22 protein-coding genes are annotated in these 20,384 nt (G+C 68.2%); 10 read left to right on the top strand and 12 right to left on the bottom strand.

Annotated features, from left to right (window positions below):
* Nucleotides 1-43 precede the first annotated feature (43 nt).
* The 3 genes from NK1_RS21835 (at nucleotide 44) to NK1_RS21825 (ending at nucleotide 2,884) form a co-directional block, all read left to right on the top strand.
* Nucleotides 44-346 (top strand): DUF4286 family protein, encoded by a 303-nt coding sequence (locus NK1_RS21835; RefSeq protein ID WP_063011390.1) that lies wholly within the window; start codon nucleotides 44-46, stop codon nucleotides 344-346.
* A gap of 157 nt (nucleotides 347-503) precedes the next feature.
* Nucleotides 504-1,637, top strand: coding sequence for an acyl-CoA dehydrogenase family protein (locus NK1_RS21830; RefSeq protein WP_063011388.1), 1,134 nt, complete (start codon nucleotides 504-506; stop codon nucleotides 1,635-1,637).
* A complete protein-coding gene (locus tag NK1_RS21825; protein WP_063011386.1) occupies nucleotides 1,634-2,884 on the top strand; it encodes an acyl-CoA dehydrogenase family protein in 1,251 nt (416 codons plus the stop codon). The genes NK1_RS21830 and NK1_RS21825 overlap by 4 nt, the downstream gene beginning before the upstream one ends.
* Here the strand turns inward: NK1_RS21825 and NK1_RS33915 are convergent.
* Nucleotides 2,802-3,104 carry a LysR family transcriptional regulator gene (locus NK1_RS33915; RefSeq protein ID WP_369689826.1) on the bottom strand — a complete coding sequence of 101 codons (303 nt, stop codon included), beginning with the start codon at nucleotides 3,102-3,104 and terminating at the stop codon, nucleotides 2,802-2,804. The genes NK1_RS21825 and NK1_RS33915 overlap by 83 nt on opposite strands.
* A complete protein-coding gene (locus tag NK1_RS21820) occupies nucleotides 3,101-3,706 on the bottom strand; it encodes a TetR/AcrR family transcriptional regulator (protein ID WP_063011384.1) in 606 nt (201 codons plus the stop codon). The genes NK1_RS33915 and NK1_RS21820 overlap by 4 nt, the downstream gene beginning before the upstream one ends.
* A gap of 92 nt (nucleotides 3,707-3,798) precedes the next feature.
* On the opposite strand from NK1_RS21820, the gene NK1_RS21815 reads away from it, so the two are divergent.
* A complete protein-coding gene (locus NK1_RS21815) occupies nucleotides 3,799-4,728 on the top strand; it encodes an NmrA/HSCARG family protein (RefSeq protein ID WP_063011382.1) in 930 nt (309 codons plus the stop codon).
* Between the two features lie 72 nt (nucleotides 4,729-4,800).
* Nucleotides 4,801-5,412, top strand: coding sequence for an NUDIX hydrolase (locus NK1_RS21810; RefSeq protein WP_063011380.1), 612 nt, complete (start codon nucleotides 4,801-4,803; stop codon nucleotides 5,410-5,412).
* 56 nt (nucleotides 5,413-5,468) lie between these two features.
* Here NK1_RS21810 and NK1_RS21805 read toward each other — a convergent pair whose 3' ends face one another.
* The 4 genes from NK1_RS21805 to NK1_RS21790 all read right to left on the bottom strand — a co-directional run bounded on the left by NK1_RS21805 (nucleotide 5,469) and on the right by NK1_RS21790 (nucleotide 10,240).
* Nucleotides 5,469-7,400, bottom strand: coding sequence for a M3 family metallopeptidase (locus NK1_RS21805; RefSeq protein WP_063011378.1), 1,932 nt, complete (start codon nucleotides 7,398-7,400; stop codon nucleotides 5,469-5,471).
* A 70-nt stretch (nucleotides 7,401-7,470) separates the two neighbouring features.
* Nucleotides 7,471-8,376, bottom strand: coding sequence for a hypothetical protein (locus tag NK1_RS21800; protein WP_063011376.1), 906 nt, complete (start codon nucleotides 8,374-8,376; stop codon nucleotides 7,471-7,473).
* Nucleotides 8,377-8,562: 186 nt separating this feature from the next.
* Nucleotides 8,563-9,018 (bottom strand): HIT family protein, encoded by a 456-nt coding sequence (locus tag NK1_RS21795; protein WP_218023153.1) that lies wholly within the window; start codon nucleotides 9,016-9,018, stop codon nucleotides 8,563-8,565.
* Between the two features lie 46 nt (nucleotides 9,019-9,064).
* Nucleotides 9,065-10,240, bottom strand: a complete 1,176-nt coding sequence (locus NK1_RS21790) for an epoxide hydrolase family protein (RefSeq protein WP_063011491.1) — start codon at nucleotides 10,238-10,240, stop codon at nucleotides 9,065-9,067.
* Nucleotides 10,241-10,370: 130 nt separating this feature from the next.
* Here NK1_RS21790 and NK1_RS21785 point away from each other — a divergent pair, with 130 nt between their 5' ends.
* A complete protein-coding gene (locus NK1_RS21785) occupies nucleotides 10,371-10,940 on the top strand; it encodes a CGNR zinc finger domain-containing protein (RefSeq protein ID WP_063011374.1) in 570 nt (189 codons plus the stop codon).
* 144 nt (nucleotides 10,941-11,084) lie between these two features.
* Here NK1_RS21785 and NK1_RS21780 read toward each other — a convergent pair whose 3' ends face one another.
* The 6 genes from NK1_RS21780 to NK1_RS21755 all read right to left on the bottom strand — a co-directional run bounded on the left by NK1_RS21780 (nucleotide 11,085) and on the right by NK1_RS21755 (nucleotide 17,562).
* The gene (locus tag NK1_RS21780) at nucleotides 11,085-12,029 is read right to left on the bottom strand and encodes an alpha/beta hydrolase (protein ID WP_063011372.1); all 945 of its coding nucleotides are present in this window, start codon (nucleotides 12,027-12,029) and stop codon (nucleotides 11,085-11,087) included.
* Between the two features lie 85 nt (nucleotides 12,030-12,114).
* The gene (locus NK1_RS21775) at nucleotides 12,115-12,498 is read right to left on the bottom strand and encodes a hypothetical protein (RefSeq protein ID WP_063011370.1); all 384 of its coding nucleotides are present in this window, start codon (nucleotides 12,496-12,498) and stop codon (nucleotides 12,115-12,117) included.
* Nucleotide 12,499: 1 nt separating this feature from the next.
* Entirely contained in the window at nucleotides 12,500-13,660 is a 1,161-nt protein-coding gene (locus NK1_RS21770) for a thiolase C-terminal domain-containing protein (RefSeq protein ID WP_063011368.1), read from the bottom strand.
* Nucleotides 13,657-14,844: an OB-fold domain-containing protein gene (locus NK1_RS21765; RefSeq protein WP_063011366.1), complete on the bottom strand. Its 1,188-nt coding sequence runs from the start codon at nucleotides 14,842-14,844 to the stop codon at nucleotides 13,657-13,659. Before NK1_RS21765 ends, NK1_RS21770 begins: the two co-directional genes overlap by 4 nt.
* A gap of 22 nt (nucleotides 14,845-14,866) precedes the next feature.
* The gene (locus NK1_RS21760; protein WP_063011364.1) at nucleotides 14,867-16,084 is read right to left on the bottom strand and encodes a CaiB/BaiF CoA transferase family protein; all 1,218 of its coding nucleotides are present in this window, start codon (nucleotides 16,082-16,084) and stop codon (nucleotides 14,867-14,869) included.
* Nucleotides 16,081-17,562, bottom strand: a complete 1,482-nt coding sequence (locus NK1_RS21755) for an aldehyde dehydrogenase family protein (protein WP_063011362.1) — start codon at nucleotides 17,560-17,562, stop codon at nucleotides 16,081-16,083. The genes NK1_RS21760 and NK1_RS21755 overlap by 4 nt, the downstream gene beginning before the upstream one ends.
* Nucleotides 17,563-17,764: 202 nt before the next feature.
* Here NK1_RS21755 and NK1_RS21750 point away from each other — a divergent pair, with 202 nt between their 5' ends.
* From NK1_RS21750 to NK1_RS21735, 4 genes are read left to right on the top strand one after another with little or no spacing between them, the layout of a single operon-like run.
* Nucleotides 17,765-18,571, top strand: a complete 807-nt coding sequence (locus NK1_RS21750; protein WP_063011360.1) for a TauD/TfdA dioxygenase family protein — start codon at nucleotides 17,765-17,767, stop codon at nucleotides 18,569-18,571.
* Nucleotides 18,568-19,272 (top strand): SDR family NAD(P)-dependent oxidoreductase, encoded by a 705-nt coding sequence (locus tag NK1_RS21745; RefSeq protein WP_063011489.1) that lies wholly within the window; start codon nucleotides 18,568-18,570, stop codon nucleotides 19,270-19,272. The genes NK1_RS21750 and NK1_RS21745 overlap by 4 nt, the downstream gene beginning before the upstream one ends.
* A gap of 46 nt (nucleotides 19,273-19,318) precedes the next feature.
* Complete coding sequence (locus NK1_RS21740; RefSeq protein ID WP_063011358.1) at nucleotides 19,319-20,179, top strand: mycofactocin-coupled SDR family oxidoreductase; 861 nt, start codon at nucleotides 19,319-19,321, stop codon at nucleotides 20,177-20,179.
* An 11-nt stretch (nucleotides 20,180-20,190) separates the two neighbouring features.
* Nucleotides 20,191-20,382: a ferredoxin gene (locus NK1_RS21735; protein WP_063011356.1), complete on the top strand. Its 192-nt coding sequence runs from the start codon at nucleotides 20,191-20,193 to the stop codon at nucleotides 20,380-20,382.
* The last annotated feature ends 2 nt before the right edge of the window (nucleotides 20,383-20,384 follow it).

Raw genomic sequence — 20,384 nt, 5'->3', positions numbered from 1 at the left:
TCGAATCCGGCCGTCCCCCTTCACTTCTCGATAGGTCGACACCATGCAGATGCTGGTCTTCTCCACCCCGCACGAGGGGATGGACGACGAATACAACACCTGGTACACCGAGGTGCACATTCCCGAACTGCTGCAGATCGAAGGCATCCGTTCGTGTTCGCGCTATCGGGCCCCGCAGCTCGAGGGGCAGGGCGCCACCCACCGGTATCTGGCGGTGTACGAGATCGACGGCGACGCCGAGGCGGTCTTCGAGCAGTTACGCGCCGACTCGGCCGAGGGCAGATCCACCCTCAGCCCCGCGATCGATCCGAAGGCCACCCAGATCACCTTCTGGGAACCGCTGTAGAAACTCCGGTCGCCACCCCGGGGTGGCGACCGGCCACCACTCCCATCGGCGGCGCGCCGGCCTCTCGACGCCGCCGATGGGTGCCCCGCCTCCCGCGAACTCGATATCCGCACACCTCACCGGGTTCGCGGGAGGCCCCTGCGTAAGGACCACATTCGTGACTGCCGCTCCCACCGCCGACCAACGACTGTTCCGGACCACCACCCGCGACTTCCTCGCCGCCACCGTGCCCGTGGACACGGTGCGCCGCCTCGCCGATTCCCCCGACGGCTTCGACGGGGACTGGTGGCGGCGCGGCGCCGAACTGGGCTGGACCGCACCGCTGGTCCCCGAACAGCTCGGCGGCGGCGCGGTATCGGGCACTCCGATGGCCGACCTGGCGCTGATCGCCGAGGAATTCGGGCGCGCCTGCGCGCCGGGTCCGCTGCTCGCGGTGAATACCGCACTGGCCGGATTGCTCCGCAGCACAGGCGATTTCGAGACTGTGATCACAGATGTCGTCGCTGGAGCCGCGATCGCGACCTGGGCCCACTACGAACCCGGGGCCGGTCTGCGCTCTGCCCCGTTCGAGACCGCGGCCACGCCGGACGGTGCCGGATTCCGGCTGTCCGGGGTGAAGGATCGCGTCGAATTCGGCGCTCGAGCCGATCTGCTGGTCGTCGACGCCCAAGGACCCGAGGGCCCGGTGCAACTGCTCGTGGCCACGGACACGCCCGGCGTCACGGTCACCCCGGTCTGGACGCTGGATGTCGTGCGCCGCACGGCCACAGTCGTTTTCGACGATGTCCCCGTCCCCGCGACCGCCGTCGTGCACCGCGATCCCGAAGCCGCCGCGGCCGCCGCCGAGGAGCAATTGCTCGTGTCCGCCACGTTGAGCGCCGCGGAAATGACCGGAGCCGCGCAGCGGGCCTTCGAGGCCACGGTGCAGTGGATGTTCGACCGCTACACCTTCGGCCGTCCGCTCGCCTCCTATCAGGCGCTCAAACACCGGGCCGCCGATATCGCGACCACACTCGAGGCGTGCCGGGCCACGTCGTGGGCCGCGGCCGCGAGCTTCGGCGACGACACCGCGAACACCGCCGAGGCCGTCAGCGTCGCGAAATCCTTCGTCGGCGCCACGGCCGGCGAGATCGTGCAGGAATGCGTGCAGATCCACGGTGGGCTCGGCGTCACCTGGGAACACGATCTGCACCTGTATCTGCGCCGGGTCACGCTCGGCCGGGCCCTCTACGGCACCCCGGCCGAACACCGGCGCCGGCTCACCGATCTGCTGGAGACGATCCCCGCATGAGCACCACCGAATCCGTCACCGCCGCAACCGAATCGGTCGACAGCTTCCGTGACCGCGCCCGGCGCTGGTTGCGGGACACGTTGCCGCCCGCGCCGCCGGTCCGCTCGGGCGAGCAGAAGTCACCGCAGGTGTGGGCCCGCGCGCGCGAACTGCAACGCATCCTCCACGACGGCGGCTTCGCCGGCATCTGCTTTCCCGTCGAATACGGCGGACTGGGGTTGAGCCCGGCCCACCAGCGAGCCTTCACCGAGGAGTCGCGCCCGTACGAGATGCCGCTGGCACTCAACATCCCGACCCTGACCATCTGCGCCGCAACACTTCTCGACATGGGCAGCGAGGAGCAGAAGCGCACCCACATCGCCGCGGCGCTGCGCGGTGAGGAGTTGCTGGTGCAGTTCCTGTCCGAGCCGCGCGGCGGATCCGATCTGGCCGGTCTCACCACCCGGGCCGAGCGCGACGGCGACGACTGGGTGCTCAACGGTTCCAAGATCTGGAGTTCGGGCGCCTACGCCGCCGACTACGCGCTGTGCCTCGCCCGCACCGACTGGCAGGTGCCCAAACACGCCGGGTTGACCATGTTCCTGGTGCCGGTGAACTCCCCCGGACTGACCATCCGCCGGATCACCCAGGTCGACGGATCCACCGAATTCTGTCAGGAGTTCTTCGACGACGTGAGGGTCCCGGCCGACGCCGTCGTCGGCGAGGTCGACGGCGGCTGGGCGGTGGCGACCCGGCTGCTGCAGCACGAACGCAACGCCGTCGGCGGCGGCTCCCCCTACGCCAGCGGCGTCGGCCGGCACAGCGGCCGCGACGTGCACAGCCTGCTCGACATCGCCCGCCGCACCGGGCAATTCGCCGACCCCCGCGTGCGGGAGGACATCGGCGAGGCGTATGCGATGAACCTGGTCCACGATCAGCTCATCGCGCATGTCGGCGCCCGTATCGCCGCCGGCGATCTGGCGCCCGCGGCCGGTTCGATCGTGCGCCTGTTCAGTGCCCGCAACTCGTGGCTGCAGGCCGATGCCACCGTGCGTATCGCCGGCGCCGCCGCCGCGACCGGCGACCCCGACGGCGAACCCGGCCTCGGCCGCGCCGGCCAGGAATACCTCTACCGCCAAGCCTGGAGCCTCGCCGGCGGCAGTACCGAAATGGCCCGCAACATCATCAGCGAACGGGTGCTCGGCATGCCCCGCGAATACGCCGCCGACCGGGACGTGCCGTTCGATCAGGTGCGGCGGGGGCGGTAGGCGGGCGGCGCCTGCTCGGATCCCGCAGGAATGCGCGGCCGACCACCGTGGGCACCAGCCCGGTCGGCGTGCGGTCGAACAGCGTCACGCCGAGCTCGCGCTCCGGACTGCGGATCTGCTGCAACATCGACGGCTGCGCGACGTGCAGTCGTTCCGCCGCGGCCGTCACCGACCCCTCCTCGGCGACGGCGAGGGCGTACTCGAATTGCCGCAGGCTCATCGTTTCCCCGCCCGCACCGGGGCGGCGTCCGCCGGCGCGTACCGCGGGCTCAGGCCCGCGACGACCAACCCGAACAGCCGCTCCGCCTGCGCGGCGGGGTCGGGGCCGTGTTCGGTCGCCAGCGCGATCCCCACGATCAGGGTGATCAGGTCCGCCACCGTGAACGTGGTCGCGACCGTGCCCTCCCGCACGGCGCGGCGCAGCAACGGCTCGCCCGCCTCTTCCAGCGCCGCCCCACAGCTGTTGTCGTGGACCGGATCCGAGCCGGCACTGTCGTAGGACAACGCGACCGCCAGCCCGCGCGCGCCGACACAGTAGGCGACGACAGCGCGCAACCACTCCAGCAGCGCGCCGCGACTGTCCTCCGCGTCGGCGAGTTCCCGCGCGCGGGCACAGAGCGCGTCGATCCGGGTGCGCGAGACCGCTTCCAGCAGGGCGCGGCGAGTCGGAAAGTGCCGCCGCACCGTCGCCGACCCGACTCCCGCGACGCGCGCGATCTGCTCGAGTGACGCCCCGGCGCCGTGCGCCGCGACTTCCTTCTCGGCTACGGCCAGCACCAGCGCGTAGTTGCGCCGAGCATCGGCGCGTCGGCGTTCGGGCATCGCGTCACCTCCCGGGTTGCTAAACGGCGGGCCCCGCCATATCGTAGCCGAAACAGAAACGGCGGGCCACGCCGTTTAGTGAGAGGTGCAGCATGTCCACTGATTCCGCACCGGTCCTGGTCACCGGCGCCACCGGCCGGCAGGGCGGCGCCACCGCCCGCGCACTCCTCGCCGCCGGCGTCCACGTCCGCGCCCTGGTGCGCGACCGAAACAACGTCCGCGCCAAGGAAATCGAATCGCTCGGAGCCGAGCTGGTCACCGGCGATCTGCACGACCGCGAGTCGGTGATCCGCGCGGCCGACGGCGCCCGCGCGGTGTTCTCCGTGCAGATGCCCGCGCTCACCGACGCGGGCTTCGATTTCGACGGCGAGGTCGCCCAGGGCCTCACTCTCATCGACGGCGCGCGGATCGCGGGGGTCGATCAGTTCGTGCACACCTCGGTGACCGGAGCCGGTCAGCACACCGACGTTCCCGGCTGGGCTCCTGGCCGGTGGGCGGTCGAGGACTCCCTGACGGCCAAGGCCGCAGTGCAGGATGCGGTGCGCGCGGCCGGGTTTCCGCGCTGGACCCTGGTGAAGCCGGGCACATTCATGGAGAACTTCCTGCCGTCCATGCGGTACATGTTTCCGCGCGGAATCGACGGTGGGCTGGTGAGCGTCCTGGCGCCGGAGACCCGGCTGTCGCTGGTCGCTGTCGACGACATCGGCCGTGCGGCCGCGGCGGCGATCACCGAACCCGAACGATTCGACCGGGTGGAACTCGAGTTGGCCAGCGACTACCTGTCGATGACCGAGATCGCCGCCACCCTGTCCCGCGTACTCGGCATTGCCTTGGAGGCTCCGAACATGACGGTGGCACAGGCCGTCGCTGCCGGCATGCCGCCCATGGGCGCCGCACTCGAATGGCTGAATGTGGCCGGCCAGCCGGGTCGACCCGACTACGCCACCGCCCTCGGCATCTCGCTCACCAGCTTCGAGCAGTGGGCTCGCACGCACCTGCGCACAGACTCGGCGGGCGGGTAGTCCGCGCGCATCGGTTGCCGTCCGTGCGGACCGGGCGGATCACGCCGGGGCCGGTACTGACACCATCGAGGTATGAGTGTGCAGGATTTCCGGGAACTCGCCGCGGGCCGCTTGCGCGAGTTCGAGTTTCGAACGGTCGCGGACGTGCCCGGAATGCGACGCGCGAGCGTTGTGCTGTGTGTACTGGAACACGACGGGCAGCCGTGCGTGGTCGTGATCAAACGCGCCTATCGCGGACGCAATGCGGGGCAGTGGGCGTTGCCCGGAGGCCGGGTCGACGGTGACGAGACCGCCGTCGCGGCGGGATTACGCGAACTGCACGAGGAAATCGGCCTGGTCGCCCCGCCCACCAGTGTCCTGGGCAGGCTCGACGACTTCCCGGCGGCGTCCGGTTTCGCGATCACCCCCATCGTCGTCGCGCTCGACGATCCCGGCGCCCTCTACCCCAACGACGACGAGGTGCATGCCGTGCATTTCGTGCGGCTCGACCGGCTCGCGGCCGACGATGTGCCGCACTGGGTCGACCGGCCGGACGGCTCCCGGCTGCTGCAGCTCAGGATCGGCGACTCGATGACGATCCACGCACCGACCGGCGCCATCCTGCTGCAATTCCGCGATGTCGTGCTTCTCGGCCGCGATACCCGGGTGGCGGATCTGCTGCAACCCGATTGGACGCACAAGTAGGCGAACCCCCGTCGTGTCACCGGGGCAGCCGGGCGCTTGTGGAACGACTTCTCGGGTTACGCCGGTGTATGAGGTATGGGCGCACGGTCCAGCCAGGCCGCGAATGCGTCGAAGGTGAACGGACGGCCGAGGAAGTCCGCCACCGAATCGGCCGCGTCGCGGGAACCACCCGGCGCGAGGATACTGTCGCGATACCGTTGCGCCACAATGGGATCGAACAGATCGCCGGCGTCGAACGCGGAGAACAGATCCTTCGCGATCACCAGGCTCCACAGGTAGGTGTAATACGCCGAGGTATAGCCGGCCAGATGTCCGAACGACGCTTGGAAATGGGTTCGCGGCACCTCGGCTATCCCGCTGTGCCGCGTCACGGCATCGACAACCACCGGGTCGTGGTCGGCCGGCCGATCCTGATGCAGCAGATAGGAGATCTCGGTGTAGCCGACCTGCGTGAGGACCGAAATGCCCTTACCGAATTCCTTCGCCGCCCGCATGCGCTCGACCAGTTCGGCCGGGATGGGCGCGCCGGTCTCGTCGACGGCGAAGGTGGCGAGAATGGTTGCGTCCCAGGCCCATTCCTCCAGCATCTGCGACGGGGCCTCGACGAAATCCCATTCCGTGGCGACACCGGAGAAGCGCGCCCAGTTCTGATGCCCGCCCACGACGTGGTGGATCAGATGCCCGAATTCGTGGAACAACGTGACGACGTGCTGGTGTTCCATCAGTCCGCGAGAGAAGTTGCACACCAGCACGCCCTCGGGCAGGAGCTTCCCGGCGACACCGCCGACGAGGTCGAATTGCGCGGCGTGCTTGTATTTGCCCTCGCGGGGATGCAGGTCCAGATAAATCCGCCCGCGTCGTTCACCGTCGGCGTAGACGTCGTAGACGGCGACGTCCTCGTGCCAGCGCGCTACGTCGACGGGCCGGTACTCCAGTCCGAAGAGGCGGCCGGTGACCTCGAGCAGACCCGCCCGCACACGCGGGAAATCGAAATAGCGGCGCACCTCCCGGGCGTCGACGTCGTACTGTTCGCGGCGCACGAGTTCGGTGTAGTAGCCGACCTCGGAGCGGTCGAGGGAGGTGGCGGTGGGCTCGTCCTCGCGGCGGCGGGCGAGCAGCGTCTCGAGGTCGCGCCGGCCCGCGGCGTCGGCGGCGCTCGCGATGCGCTCGATGAATTCGGCGATGGCGTGGCCGCTGCCGATCATCTTCACGTCGGCGTCGTAATCGGGCCAGCTGTCGAAGCCGAGCAGCCGGGCCTTCTCGGCCCGAAGATCCAGAATCTCGTGCAGCACAGCGTCGTTGGCGGGCCACCCGCGGCTTTCGAACTCCACGGTAAGGGCGCGGCGGGCATCGGCATCCTGGGCGTAGGTGCGAAACGGCAGATAATCCGGATAGTCGGTGGTGACCGTGACGAGCCCGTCCGCCGCGGGCGGATGCGCGGTGACGAAATCCGCGGGCAGTCCCTCGAGTGTGCCGGGTGAGACCCGGATCGAGCGGACGTCTTCCCGGATGGCCCGGCCGAATTCCTGTTCGAGCACGGTGAGCCGCTCGGAGATCTCCCGCAGCCGACTCCGGGTTCCCTCGTCACGGTCCACACCGCTGCGCCGGAAATCGCGCAGCACATGCGCGCGCATGCGCGCCGACACCTCGTCCAGGTGCGAGGAGTCGGTGGCGGCGACGATGTCGTAGAGGGCGCGGTCGAGATCTCGCTCGGTCCTGGCCCGGTCGACGTCTTGGACCAGTTCCTCGGCCAGCCGGCGCACCTCGGAATCGGGGTGGACCTCGGCGAACAGGTGCGCGGCCGAATCGGCCCCGCGCAACGCGATATCGGCGTCGTTCCACAGTCCGAGCACATCCGCGGTGTCGCCCGGGGTAGCGGCCTTCAGCTGCTCGACCGTGTCCGCAGCCGTCCGCAGCCGGTCGCGGACGTAATCGCCGAGCCAGTCCGGCCACCCGGCCGCGGGCAGTGCAAGCGGTTCGCTACTCATGCCCCGACTCTAACCGCGGCCGGGATGGCTGGACCGCGGGGAATCGCCCCTGCCGAACCGCGTTCGGGACTCACCGGAGATAGGAGGCGTACTCCGCGAACGGAACCTGCCCGGTGGGACTCGCCTTGACGGCATCGACCACTGGGCCCGGAATGGGTGCCCAGTAGGCGGGCATCGCGGCCGCCAGCGAGGGCTTCAAAATGTAGATCAGCGCGAAGTTCACGATCCACAGCGGCGGCGCCATCGACATGCCGACCACGGTGCTCTCATTTCCCTTCGTATTGGTGACCAGCTGGGCCGCACCCGAAATCTGTTGCGCCACAAACCCGTAGGCCGCCTGCACCGTATAGGCCGACCGGTACAGCGCGATCAGACTCCGAGTCGCACCGTTGTCCCGCAACCAGTTACCCACATATCCGCCGGGCGCGATCAGGGTGTTCACCTGCCGCGTCGGCGCATCCGCGTTGGCCGGGCTCTCCAACATGCCGCTCGGATTCACATACAGCCCGTAGCTCCCCAGCGTCGAGGGCGTGCGTCGCCCCGCGACATCGGAATAGATCGGGCGGCCAACCGTATTGGCGAGGATGTCGACACACGCATTGATCACATTCGCCGCGTCACGATCACCGCCGACTCCCCCACCGGAGCTGAGGTCCTGATACTGCTGATCGGTCAACGCATCCGCGCGGTCCAGCCCGATCTGCGCGGCGACCCGATCCGCCGCCGCCTCCCCCAGCGGCTGATTCAACTGATCCGGGCTCACCATCTGCGTCGGCGCCACCTGCTCATATCCCGGCGCACCGGAGAAGGGAACGGCAAACCCGGTGTCGGCAGCGGTTGCCACCGGTTCGCCCGTCGCCGTCCGAGCCACCCCCAGCGAGACGACGCAGAGCCCGATCAGGACCGCCACCACACTGACTCCCCGGCAACTCGATCCCCGCCGGCGACCGAGCCCTGCCAACCCGATGCGCTGCATACGTCAACCTCTCCGAATCATCGCGCGAGGTAACACGAGGTAGTGCACCAGTCAAACGCCACGCGTGACGCCGTGTCAAGGGCCCGGCGGCCGGCCGGCGCCGACCCGGCTGCGGTGTTGTGGCTCATCGGCGCCAATCGCGATTGGTAACTACACCTATGCGGGTGCTGCCGGATTGCCGGCGTACTACTTCGGCTCGTCCCCCTGCACGAAATGTGCGGAAAGACGTTCGCACAGCACAGTCAGGGCGGATTGCCCGATGCGCGGGCCGCCGTCCCACGAGTCGCTGTCGAACCAGTTCACGACCTCGGGCGTACCTTCAGGGCGAACGAATACATGCTGATGAAAGTGCGCGACGCTTCGGCCGGTGATTACGGAGAACACGAACTCAGGAGCGAGTTCCGTCCGCAGCGCGTAGGCGGACCGACGGACCGCCCACCCGACAGCGGCACCTTCATCGTCGGTCAAATCGGCCAAAGTTGGTACATGACGCCTGGTTTCGACGAACAGGTACCCGGGCATCGGTGCCCCCTCGGACAGCGGACGGTGTGTCACGACCACCAGATCGCCGGCGTAGATGACCGGACCGACCAGGCGGCCGACACCACGGTGCTTATTACAGATCAGACATTCACTCCCCACTTCCCCGACTGTACCCAGTGGGCCGGGACGTCCGGCTCATCCGCGTTCACCGCTGGGCGGCCAGTACCGCGGCGAGACCTTCTCGCAGGTCGTTGACGAAATACTCGGGAACTTCCAGCGAAGGGAAATGTCCACCGAATTCGGGTGCGTTCCATCGGACGATCTGGCGGTACCGCTTTTCCGCCCAGGGGCGCGGCGACTTCTCGATGTCGCGGGGGTACATGGTGATCGCCGCGGGGACGTCGACTCGGAGGTCGGGGTCGAGTGAGTTGTGGCTTTCGTAGTAGATGCGGGCTGCGGATGCGCCGGTGCGTGTCAGCCAATACAGGGTGACATCGTCGAGAATGCGGTCTCTGGAGATCGTTTCGAACGGGCTGTCTTCGGTGTCGCTCCATTCGGCGAATTTGTCGAGGATCCAGGCGAGGAGTCCGACCGGTGAGTCGACGAGCGCGTAGCCGATGGTCTGCGGCCGGGTGGCCTGCTGTTTCGCGTAGGCGGCGCGGTGGCGCCAGAAATGACGGGTTTCCTCGGCCCACTGGCGTTCGGTCGCGGTCAGACCGTCCGTTGGCATCCCGGGCGGCGCTTCCGCGAACAGCGAGTGGATGCCGAGAACGTGTTCCGGGAACCTGCCGCCGAGAACCGTGGTGATATTGCCTCCCCAGTCGCCGCCGTGGGCCAGGAACTTCCGGTAGCCGAGCCTGTCCATCAGTTCCACCCATGCGGCAGCGATCTTTTCGGTGCCCCACCCGGTGGTGGCCGGTTTATCGCTGTAGCCGAAGCCCGGTAGCGACGGGACCACGATGTGGAACGCGGGCGCGGCCGCGTCTTTCGGATCCGCCAATTCGTCTACTACATCGATGAATTCGGCGATGCTGCCCGGCCAACCGTGCGTCAGGATCAGAGGAGTGGCATCCGCCCGTGCGGATCGCCGATGCAGGAAGTGGATTCCCAGGCCATCGATTGTGGTGCGGTACTGGCCGATTCGATCGAGGCGCTCTTCGAACGACCGCCAGTCGTACTCGGTGCGCCAGTAGTTCACGACATCGACGAGGTCCGCAAGAGGAACGCCCTGTGCCCATCGCTGAGGGCCGGGCGCGGCGCCGGAGACCGTCTCGGCCTCCGGTAGTCGAGCGGCGGCCAATCGAGCTCGCAGGTCGTCGAGGTCGGCGTCGGTTGCGCGGGCTTCACATGGTTGTACGTCGATGGAATCGGACGTGGACATCGGATCGAGGTGGCCGAGTGCGGACATGAGACCTCCTGGTCATCGCGGAACCGGCTACCGCCTGTCGTGAACCGGCTAAGACGGTTCTAACATGACGGCGTGGCAGGCCGCAACCAGCTAAGGTGGTTCCATGCCTGCTGGGTTTCCTGATTTCCGCCTCGGCACCGTGCTGGCGACCAGCTTCACGGGCACTCTGTCGGAGCGGCACGGCGAGCCTGTGGAACGCATTCCCACACCGCAGCGACTCGTCGATTGGCTGGAGGTGAACGGCCTGGCCGTCGATTCCTGCACCCCCGCCCAGCTCGACCTGGCCCGGGAATTGAGGGAAGCAATACACGCCGCCGCGACAGCGGCCGCACTCGGCGACGCGCTTCCCGCGTCTGCCGTCCGAATCATCAACGACGGCAGCATTCAGGGCCGGGCCGCGGCAATCCTGACGCCCGAGGGCCATCGCCGATGGCGGCTCAGTTCGCCCTCCTGCGTCGAAGACGCACTGGGCGTCATCGCCGCCGACGCGATCGACATCATCTCCGGCGAGCGAGACGGAAAATTGGCCTTGTGCGCTTCGCCGACGTGCCGAGCCGCCTTCTTCGACACCAGCCAGAGCCGCACCCGCAAATGGTGCGATATGAACACCTGCGGTAACCGCCAGAAGAAAGCACGCTTCAACGCCACCCACCGCAAGAACACCCGGAGCTGACGACGCGAAAGTCGCTGGCTCGCAATGTATTCGATTCTGTCGAACACCATGCAGCGCCATGAACTACACCGCGGAGTCAGTTCGGAGCCCGATGGGGCGACACCTGCGTCGGGACCGACGCAAACGTGGTCGGAGAAACGATGATCAGGGACGCGCGCGCTCGTGAACGGTCAACCCCATCGTCGTAGCCAGCCAGCGCCGGGCCCGTGCATGGAATTCCCGCGCAAGTCCCGCCCCCGGCGCCCAGCTGTCGAAACCGTGGGGCGCGCCCGGCACGATGTCGAGTTCCACCTCCACGCCCGCCGCGCGAAGACGCTCGGCGTAGGCCACGTCCTCGTCGTGGAACAGGTCTATGGTGCCGACGCCGATCCAGGTGGGCGGGGTGCCGGTGAGGTCGTCGCGGCGGGCGGCAACGGCGAATTCGGGCACGTCGGAGGCGCCGGGCGGGGTGGCGAGGTAGCTGCTCCAGCCGTAGAGGTTGTTGTCGTTGGTCCAGCCGAGATGCCGCAGGGCGTCCAGGTCGCGGCGGGCGGCGGTGCGGTCGTCGAGCATCGGCGCGCTCAGCCAGAGGGCGGCGGGGCGGGAGCCGCCGTCGGCGACGAGGCGCTGGCACAGGCACGCGGCCAGTCCACCGCCGGCGCTCTGTCCACCGAGAACCACCCGGGCGGGGTCGACACCGAATCGGGAAGCGTTGCGCTGCAGCCACATCCATGCGATCCAGCAGTCCTGCAGCGGAGCCGGGAAGGGATGTTCGGGTGCGAGGCGATAGTCGACCGAGACGATCGTGACGCCGAGGTCGCGGGCGGTGATCGAGCAGAAGGTGTCGTCCTGGACCGGGCTGCCCAGGACGTAGCCGCCGCCGTGGATCCACAACACCGCGACCGGCGAATGGGCACCGGTGGGGCGATACATCCGCAGCGGTACGCGGCCGGCCGCGAGATGCTCGACGCGCACGCCCGCTACCCGTCGGGCGGGCCGGTGGGCGGCGGCCAGGCGCACCAGGCGTAATGCCCAGCGGCGGCCGATCGTCAGCGGCGGCAACCAGCGCGCGGGTCCGCGCAGTTCCGGCGCTACGAGAGACAGGTCCATCGCGATCTCCTTCTCACACCCGAAACGAAACTATAGTTCGGACAGGTGTCCCACAGCTGCCGATTGCCGGGTAGCGCAGTGACACTCACTGCGGGCAGACGATCCGGACCGACGGCGGCCGGAGCAATTGCGACCGCGCCGGCACCACCGCGAGCAGGCTCTTGCGCCGCGCCAGGGCCACCGCGTGCCCGACGGCGCCGAAGGGCAGGTGCTGCCACGTCCAGTTGCAGCCGTGCGGCGACAGCAGCATCGCGGTCTGCGCGAAATCGGCATGTTCGACCTGTTCGGCGTCGACGAACATGCCGACCATGATCGAACTCACCAGCGCCGGAGCCAGCGTCCCGTCACAGACGACATGCACCGTTCCGTCGCGGCCGACATAATGGGCGGCCCAATCCAGTACCACACGCCGCCGGGCCACGCGCCCGGTGACGAGCGCGACGACCTCGGATTCGCAGCGCGGAGACATCTCAGCCGTGGGGACCCTCCAGAATCGTCACCGCCGACACCGCCGTGGGGCCGCCGAGGTTGTGCGCCAACCCGATTCGCGCCCCGTCGACCTGATTGACGGCGTGACCACGCAACTGCTCGAACAACTCCACGCACTGCGCCACACCGGTCGCCCCCGGCGGATGGCCCTTGGATTTCAATCCGCCGCTCGGATTCACCGGCAACGGGCCACCCACGCTGGTCGCGCCCGTGTCGACCAGTTTGCAGGCCTCGAAGCGGTCGGCGAAACCGAGGTCCTCGTAGCTGATCAGTTCGATGCCCGTGAAAAAGTCGTGCACCTCCGCGACATCGATATCGGCCGGGGTGAGCCCCGCCATCGCGAAGGCCTGTTTCGCGGCGCGGACCGTCGCCGGGAATGTGGTCATATCCCGTTTGTGCTGGTGCATCACCGAATCCAGGCCCAGGCCCACTCCCCTGATCCAGACCGGCCGATCGGTGTAGCGGTCCACCACATCGTCGGCGGCGAGGATCAGCGCGGCGGCACCGTCGCTCTGCGGGGCGCAGTCGTACACGCCGAACGGATCCACCACCATCGGAGCCGCGAGGGCCTGCTCCAACGAGATCTCGAACCGCAAGCGCGCCTTGGGATTCGACGCGCCGTGACGGTGGTTCTTCACCGCGATCATGCCCAGATGTTCTCGGCCGGCGGGTGATTCGTGCAGATAGCGGGCGACGTGCAGGGCGAAGCCGGCCGGTGCGATCAGCCCGAGCGGGTAGTCCCACGCCATATCGCGGGTCATCGCCTCCCACTCCCACAACATGTCCTTGGAGGCGGTTTCGCGGAGTTTGTCCGCACCGATCACGAGTGCCACATCGTAGGCACCGGAGGCGATGGCGTACAAGGCGTTGCGCACCGCGTCATTGCCGGTGGCACAGGAGTTTTCGACGCGCGTGACCTGGAGGTCCGGCACGCCGAGCACGTCGGCGAGAATGCCCGAGGGGAATCCGTCCGGGGTGCCCATCGCGCCGAACCACGCCGCCTGCAGGTCGGACTTCGCGATGCCCTTGTCCACCGACGCCGCGCATTCGGCGAAGGCCATCGGCAGCAGATCCTTGATGCCGAGCGCGAAATGTTCGGCGAACGGCGTCATCCCGGCACCGACCAACGCCACCCGTCTCATACCGCCTCCGTATCCGGCTCGAATGCGTACCCGTAATCCGGCACCCCGGAGCGCACCGCGACCCGGCGCAGCACCATGCGCCCGCGGTCGCCGATGCGGACCGTGCCCGGATCGGTTCCGGTGACCTTCACCAGTGCCCGCACGTCCACCTCGTCGAGTTCGACGATCACCAGCGAATACGGTGTCCGCAGCCCGGGCACCGGCACGTGGACCGTCACCTCGGTGTACACGGTTCCGCTGCGCGGCAAGGGAATCAGCGTGTAGTCGGTGCTGAGGCTGCCATCTTCGCCGAGGCGGTAGCGCGGTGGGAAATCCAGCTCGTCGCGGCCCGGGTGGCGACCGGCCTCCCAGCGCACCTTGGCCTCGAAGGCCCGCTCGTAGGCGGCCAGCGAGATCGGGATGTCGGCACCCGGTACCGCGACCGCCTCCGGTTCGGTTCGCACCGCCGGTTCCCGCCGGTACACCCGCACGGGCCCGGCAGACACCGTGACCCCCGACAGACTGGCCTGCTCGACCCCGACCAGCAGACCCGTCTGTTCCCAGTCGGCCAGTGCCGCAAGGGCGAACAGACTCGACCCGGCCCCCGTCGTCGGCAGTCGCGGCGGATCACCGACGCACAGGTGAGCCGCCTGCGCGTGGTCGACGCCCGACACGATCACCGGCGTATCCACCCACGCCGCGGCCAGTGATGCCAGCAGGCCCCGCTCGTGCAGCAGCCGCGGATCGCCGTAGTCGTGGACGTCGCCGGTGGCGTTGCGGGTGCGCACCGGCAGGCTACGCGCCACCCGGGCCGCGGTCCGCACCGCCAATCCGCGCTCGGCGACCAGAGCCGCCGCCGCCCCGGCCGGATCCAGGTCGACGCCGATGATCAGCGTGCGCGGGCGGGCGGAGCTGAGCGCGTCGAGTGTCGCGGGCGCGCCGCCGAGCCGTTCGATCACCTCGAGTTCGGGATCCAGACCCAGCCCGGCCAGCAGCACCGCGGCATTGCTGCTCTCCAGCAGCGGCAGATCCCGGCTCACCACGACGACGCGCTCGACGTAGGCGGTGGCGCGCGGGGCGCCCGACAGGGCGGCCCGCCCGGCCTCCACCGCCAGGGTCACCGCATCCTCGTCCGCGCCGGGAACGCGGCCGCGAGGTCCGCCCCAGCAGGGCAGATAGGTTCCGATCGATGCGACACAGGGCATGCCGTCAGCCTTCCTGCGGGAACTACGTGATGGCGCCGGCGGTCTTGAGCGCGATGATGCGATCCCAGTCCAATCCCAGCTCCAGCAGCACTTCCTCGGTATGCGCCGCGAATTCCGGACCGGGCCCGGTATCGGGTGCGGTGAGATCGAATTGCACCGGGTTGGCGACCATTTCGAGGCTGCCGACCCGCACCAGGTAGTCGTTGGCGCGGATCTGCGGATCGGACCCGACCTGCAGGCTGTCCTGCACCGGCGCCCACGGTCCTGCCATGGTCGCCAGCTTCTCGGTCCATTCGGCGAGGGTGCGCTGTCCGATCGCCTCGCGCAGAATGGCTACGCCCGCTTCGGTATTGGCGGCGATCGACTCCGCGGTGGCGAAGCGCGGATCGTCGGCCAGCTCCGGGCGATCGATATGGCGCATGACGTCGGCCCAGAACTTGGTGGGCTGCAACATGACCAGCGAGAGGTAGCGGCCGTCGGCGGTTTCGTAGAGACCCGACAGCGGATTGGTCGGCGCCCCGTGCGAACCGGGAGCGGGCGCGATCAACGGCTGCCGCAGATGCCCAGACAGCGCGATGGTGTGACCCATGGACCACAGGCCGCTGCCCAGCAGCGAGACGTCGACCACCGATGGTTCGCCGGTCCGTTCGCGTTTCAGCAGCGCCGCCGCGATGCCGCCCGCGAGATTCGTTCCGGAGATGGTGTCGCCGAACGCCGGCCCGGGCGGGGAGATCAGCCCGTCCATCCCTTCCGGGGTGATGGTCGCGGCGACCGACCCCCGGCACCAGAAGGCGGTCATATCGAAGCCGCCCTTGGTCGATTCCTCGCCGCGCGGTCCCAGCGCGCTGCCGCGCGCGTAGACGATATCCGGCTTCACCGCACGGATGTCGTCGACATCGATACCGAATTTGGCGCGCGCCTGCGGCAGGAAACTGGTGAGGAACACATCGGCCGTCTTCGCGAGCTCGTAGATCACCTCGCGCCCCTCGGGGACCGACATGTCCAGCCCGATACTGCGTTTGCCGCGATTGGCGTGTTCGATATTGGGGTTCGGATCGCCCTCGACCTTCAATCGGCCGATCTGGCGCAACCCGCGCTGTGGATCACCGGTGCGGGCGTGCTCCACCTTCACCACGTCCGCGCCCCATTCGGCCAGCACCGCGCCGGCCGAGGGGACGAATCCGTACATCGCGACCTCGAGGACGCGGATGCCGTCCAGGGGTTTGCCGCCGCCGCTCATCGGGCCACCACCGCGGCGAAGGACTTCTGTTCGAGGAACTCCTCGATGCCGGCCACGCCCATCTCACGGCCGATGCCCGACTGTTTGTAGCCGCCGAATGGCACATCGGGGTGAAAGTAGTTGCCGCCGTTGATACTCATCGTTCCGGTGCGGATGCGCCGCGCCACCGCCAGCGCCCGGTCCTCGTCGGCGGAGAACACGCCGCCCGAGAGCCCGTAGACGGAGTTGTTGGCGATGCGGACCGCGTCCTCGTCGTCGTCGAACGGGATCAGGGCAAGCACCGGCCCGAACACCTCTTCCTGGGCGATCTCGCTGTCCGGGTCGACTCCCGCGAGCAGGGTCGGGGTGTAGAAGTAGCCGGGGTCGACCTTCTCACCGCCGTACACCAGTTTCGCGCCGGCCTCTACCGCGCGCTGCACCAGGCCGTGCACCTTGTCGCGCTGGCGTTCCGAAATCAGCGGGCCCATATAGTTGTTCGGGTCGCCCGGATCGCCGTAGCTGACCTTGGACATGAATCCGGCGACCATCTCGGCCACCTCGTCGTGGCGCTCGCGTGGCACCAGCATGCGCGTGGTGATGGCGCAGCCCTGCCCGGCGTGGCTGCAGATGCTGAAGGCGCCGAACATCGCGGCGGTGCCGAAATCGGCGTCGTCGAGCACGACCATCGCGGATTTACCGCCCAGTTCGAGGAAGACCCGTTTGAGCGAATCGCCTGCCGCCGCCATGATCTGGCGGCCGACCGCGGTGGATCCGGTGAAGCTGACGACGTCGACGTCGCGGTGGGTGGTCAGGGTCTTGCCCACCTCGATATCCGATCCGGACAGCACGTTCACCACGCCCGCGGGGATGTCGGTGTGCCGAGCGATCACCTCGCCGAGGGCCAGCGTGGCCAGTGGCGTGTCGGGTGCGCCCTTGAGCACCACGGTGCAGCCGGCCGCCAGCGCCGGGGCCAGTTTCGCCAGCGCCAGCTGATGCGGATAGTTGTAGGCCGCGATGGCCGCGACCACACCGGAGGCCTCGCGCTCCACCCAGCGGCGGTGCATCCGGCCGCGGTCCTCCACCTCACCCAGCTCCTCGATGCGGGGGTAGGTGCGGGTGAGGCCGGCGAAGTAGTGCACGATTTCGAACGGCGTCTCGAGCTGATTGGCGTGGGTCATCATCCGGGTCGCGCCGACCTCGGCGATGGTCAGCTCGCGCAGGTCTTCGACGTCGGCGCGCAGGGCCGCGTAGAACTGCTCGAGGCAGTGCGCGCGAAATTCGGTGTTCGTGGACCAGTCGGTGGTGTCGAAGGCCCGGCGCGCGGCCGCGATCGCCGCCTCGGTATCGGCGATGCTCGCCTCGGGCGCGTAACCGTAGACCTCTCCGGTGGCCGGGTTGAGTGAGGCGAAACTGCGCTCCCCCGCGACGAGTTCACCGTCGATCAGCATTCGTCTGGTGACGGCGCGTCCGTCGCCGGCCGTCGCGTTGCCCTGTGGCATCCCGTCTCCTCGTTCTATGGAAATTCCATTCTCAATAACGGAGAATAATGCATCCAAGCAGGATCGGCCCCGGCAATGGCCGAACACGTCCCGCCGATCGTCCCGGTTACCCCGCGGGACCCGGAACGAGCCCGAATCCAGGAAACCTTGCGGAGAAACACCGAGCGAGAGTACGGTTCTCAGAACTGGAAGGGAGATTCTTGTGGTTGAGACGACGGCGCTGAACCCCACCATCGGAGTGGAGGTCACCGGGGTCGAGGATCTGCACGACGACACGGTGATCAGCCGGTGCCTCGAGGCCCTGAAGTGGCGTGGAGTCCTGGTGGTCCGCGGACTGCATCTCGACGACGAGGCCCAGCTGGCGTTCTGCCGGCGGCTGGGCACCGTACTCGCCCCCGGCGGCCGCGAAATCTTCACCATCACACTGAATCCCGAGAAGAACCGGGCCGCGAAATATCTCGAGGGCACCTTCTTCTGGCATATCGACGACACCACCAACGACGTGCCGGCCAAGGCGACCGTGCTCACCGCGCGGCACGTGGCGATGGAAGGCGGCGGCACCCAGTTCGCCAGCACCTACGCCGCCTACGAAGGACTGTCGGAAGCCGAACGCAAGCGCTACGACAATCTGCGCGTGGTGCACAGCTTCGAGGCCTCGCAGCGGCTCGTACACCCCGACCCCTCCCCCGAGCAGGTCGCCGACTGGCGCCAATTGCCCACGCACGAAACATCATTGGTGTGGCAGCGCCGCGACGGCCGCCGGTCCCTGGTCATCGGCGCCACCGCCGACCACATCGTGGGCATGGATCCGGCCGAGAGCCGCGCACTCCTCGACGAACTGCTGGAATGGTCGACCCAGCCGCGGTTCGCCTACACCCACGACTGGACGGTCGGCGATCTGGTGGTGTGGGACAACACCGGCATCCTGCACCGCGCCCTGCCCTACGACGCGACCTCCGAACGCGAACTGCACCGCACCACGATCGCCGGAGCCGAACCGTGGGCGTGAGAACAGCGGTGGTCACCGGCGGAGGATCAGGAATCGGCCTGGCGGTGGCGAATCGGTTGCGCGCCGACGGTTTTCAGGTCGCCACCCTCGACATCGAACCCGGCGACTCCGAATTCGACCACACCGCCGACGTCACCGACCGCGCCCAGATCGACGCCGCGCTCACCGCGATCCGCGAGCAGCTGGGCCCGGTGACGGTGCTGGTGAACTCCGCCGGCGCGGAGGGCTATCGCCGGTTCGCGAATCTGAGCTTCGACCAGTGGGAGCGCACCATCGCGGTGAACCTGCACGGCGTCTTCCACAGCATCCAGGCCGTTCTGCCCGATATGCGCGCCGCGCGGTGGGGCCGGATCGTCAACATCTCCTCCTCCAGCACCCATTCCGGGCAACCGTTCATGTCGCACTACGTCTCGGCGAAGTCGGCGGTCAACGGGCTCACGAAATCGCTGGCACTGGAACTCGGCCCCGAAGGCATCACCGTGAACGCGGTCCCACCCGGGTTCATCGACACCCCGATGCTGCGCAAGACCGAACAGGCGCAGTTGCTCGGCGGAACCATCGACGACCACATCGCCCGCACCCCGGTCCGCCGGGTCGGCCGGCCCGAGGACATCGCCGCCGCCTGCGCGTTCCTCGTCTCCGAGGAAGCCGGTTACATCACCGGCCAGATCCTCGGCGTCAACGGCGGCCGCAACACGTAACCGGCGCGAAACGCGCCGAGGCACAACACAACCGAAAGGACCACCAGTGGGACGCGTGGAAGGCAAAGTCGCCCTCGTCACCGGTGCCGCACGAGGACAGGGCCGCAGTCACGCGGTGAAACTGGCGTCCGAGGGCGCCGACATCATCGCCGTCGACATCTGCCGCGACATCGAGACCATCGGCTATGCAATGGCGCGGCCGGAAGACCTCGAGGAAACCGAACGACTGGTGGAGAAGACCGGCCGCCGGATCGTCGCCGTCCAGGCCGACGTCCGCGATATCGCCGCACTGCGCGAGGCGGTGAAACGCGGCGTCGGCGAACTGGGACATCTGGATGTCGTGGTGGCCCAGGCCGGTATCGCCGGCATGAAGGGCGAACCGCAGTGGCAGGCCTGGACCGACGTCATCGACACCAACCTGATCGGCGTGATCAACACCGTGCACGCCGCACTGCCGTATCTGGACACCGGCGCCTCGATCATCGCCACCGGCTCGACCGCGGCGCTGATGGATGTGGCCAAGGTCGATCAACCCGGTAAGGATCCCGGCGGCATCGCCTATATGGTCGCCAAGCGCGGACTGTCGATGTACATGCACGAGTTGGCGACCCATATCGCCTCTCGCAACATCCGCGCCAATGTCATCCACCCGACCAACTGCAATACCGACATGTTGCGCAGCGAGCCGATGTATCGCTCCTTCCGGCCCGACCTCGAGAAGCCGACCCTGCAGGACGCGCAGCCCGCGTTCCATGTGCAGCAGGCCATGCCGGTGCCGTGGATCGAACCGGAGGACACCAGCAACATGGTGCTGTTCCTGGCCTCCGACGAATCCCGCTACGTCACCGGCATGCAGATGCGGGTGGACGCCGGCGGCTATCTCAAGTGGTACGACTATCACATCTAAGGGGAGAAACCGTGAAGGTGCGCGTAGATCCGGAGCGCTGCCAGGGACACACCCTGTGCGCCATGGTCGCTCCGAAGTCGTTCGTACTCAGTGAAATCGACGGCCACTCCTCGGCGGTCAGCGAGGACGTCCCCTCCGATCAGGAGGAACAGGTCCGCGAGGCCGCCCAGTCGTGCCCGGAACGAGCGATCACCATCACCTGAGA

Source organism: Nocardia kruczakiae NBRC 101016 (assembly GCF_001612965.1).
In the GTDB taxonomy this organism is placed as follows: Bacteria; Actinomycetota; Actinomycetes; order Mycobacteriales; family Mycobacteriaceae; genus Nocardia; species Nocardia kruczakiae.
This window is presented reverse-complemented; position numbering and strand designations above follow the sequence as displayed.

Bases quoted from the DNA above. Each gene is read 5' to 3' on its own strand.
- NK1_RS21785 (WP_063011374.1), top strand. From the start codon at position 10,371: ATGCCTGCTGGGTTTCCTGATTTCCGCCTCGGCACCGTGCTGGCGACC.
- NK1_RS21775 (WP_063011370.1), bottom strand. From the start codon at position 12,498: ATGTCTCCGCGCTGCGAATCCGAGGTCGTCGCGCTCGTCACCGGGCGC.
- NK1_RS21825 (WP_063011386.1), top strand. From the start codon at position 1,634: ATGAGCACCACCGAATCCGTCACCGCCGCAACCGAATCGGTCGACAGC.
- NK1_RS21780 (WP_063011372.1), bottom strand. From the start codon at position 12,029: ATGGACCTGTCTCTCGTAGCGCCGGAACTGCGCGGACCCGCGCGCTGG.
- NK1_RS21790 (WP_063011491.1), bottom strand. From the start codon at position 10,240: ATGTCCACGTCCGATTCCATCGACGTACAACCATGTGAAGCCCGCGCA.
- NK1_RS21800 (WP_063011376.1), bottom strand. From the start codon at position 8,376: ATGCAGCGCATCGGGTTGGCAGGGCTCGGTCGCCGGCGGGGATCGAGT.
- NK1_RS21815 (WP_063011382.1), top strand. From the start codon at position 3,799: ATGTCCACTGATTCCGCACCGGTCCTGGTCACCGGCGCCACCGGCCGG.
- NK1_RS21835 (WP_063011390.1), top strand. From the start codon at position 44: ATGCAGATGCTGGTCTTCTCCACCCCGCACGAGGGGATGGACGACGAA.
- NK1_RS21805 (WP_063011378.1), bottom strand. From the start codon at position 7,400: ATGAGTAGCGAACCGCTTGCACTGCCCGCGGCCGGGTGGCCGGACTGG.
- NK1_RS21770 (WP_063011368.1), bottom strand. From the start codon at position 13,660: ATGAGACGGGTGGCGTTGGTCGGTGCCGGGATGACGCCGTTCGCCGAA.
- NK1_RS21760 (WP_063011364.1), bottom strand. From the start codon at position 16,084: ATGAGCGGCGGCGGCAAACCCCTGGACGGCATCCGCGTCCTCGAGGTC.
- NK1_RS21810 (WP_063011380.1), top strand. From the start codon at position 4,801: ATGAGTGTGCAGGATTTCCGGGAACTCGCCGCGGGCCGCTTGCGCGAG.
- NK1_RS21755 (WP_063011362.1), bottom strand. From the start codon at position 17,562: ATGCCACAGGGCAACGCGACGGCCGGCGACGGACGCGCCGTCACCAGA.
- NK1_RS33915 (WP_369689826.1), bottom strand. From the start codon at position 3,104: ATGAGCCTGCGGCAATTCGAGTACGCCCTCGCCGTCGCCGAGGAGGGG.
- NK1_RS21820 (WP_063011384.1), bottom strand. From the start codon at position 3,706: ATGCCCGAACGCCGACGCGCCGATGCTCGGCGCAACTACGCGCTGGTG.
- NK1_RS21765 (WP_063011366.1), bottom strand. From the start codon at position 14,844: ATGCCCTGTGTCGCATCGATCGGAACCTATCTGCCCTGCTGGGGCGGA.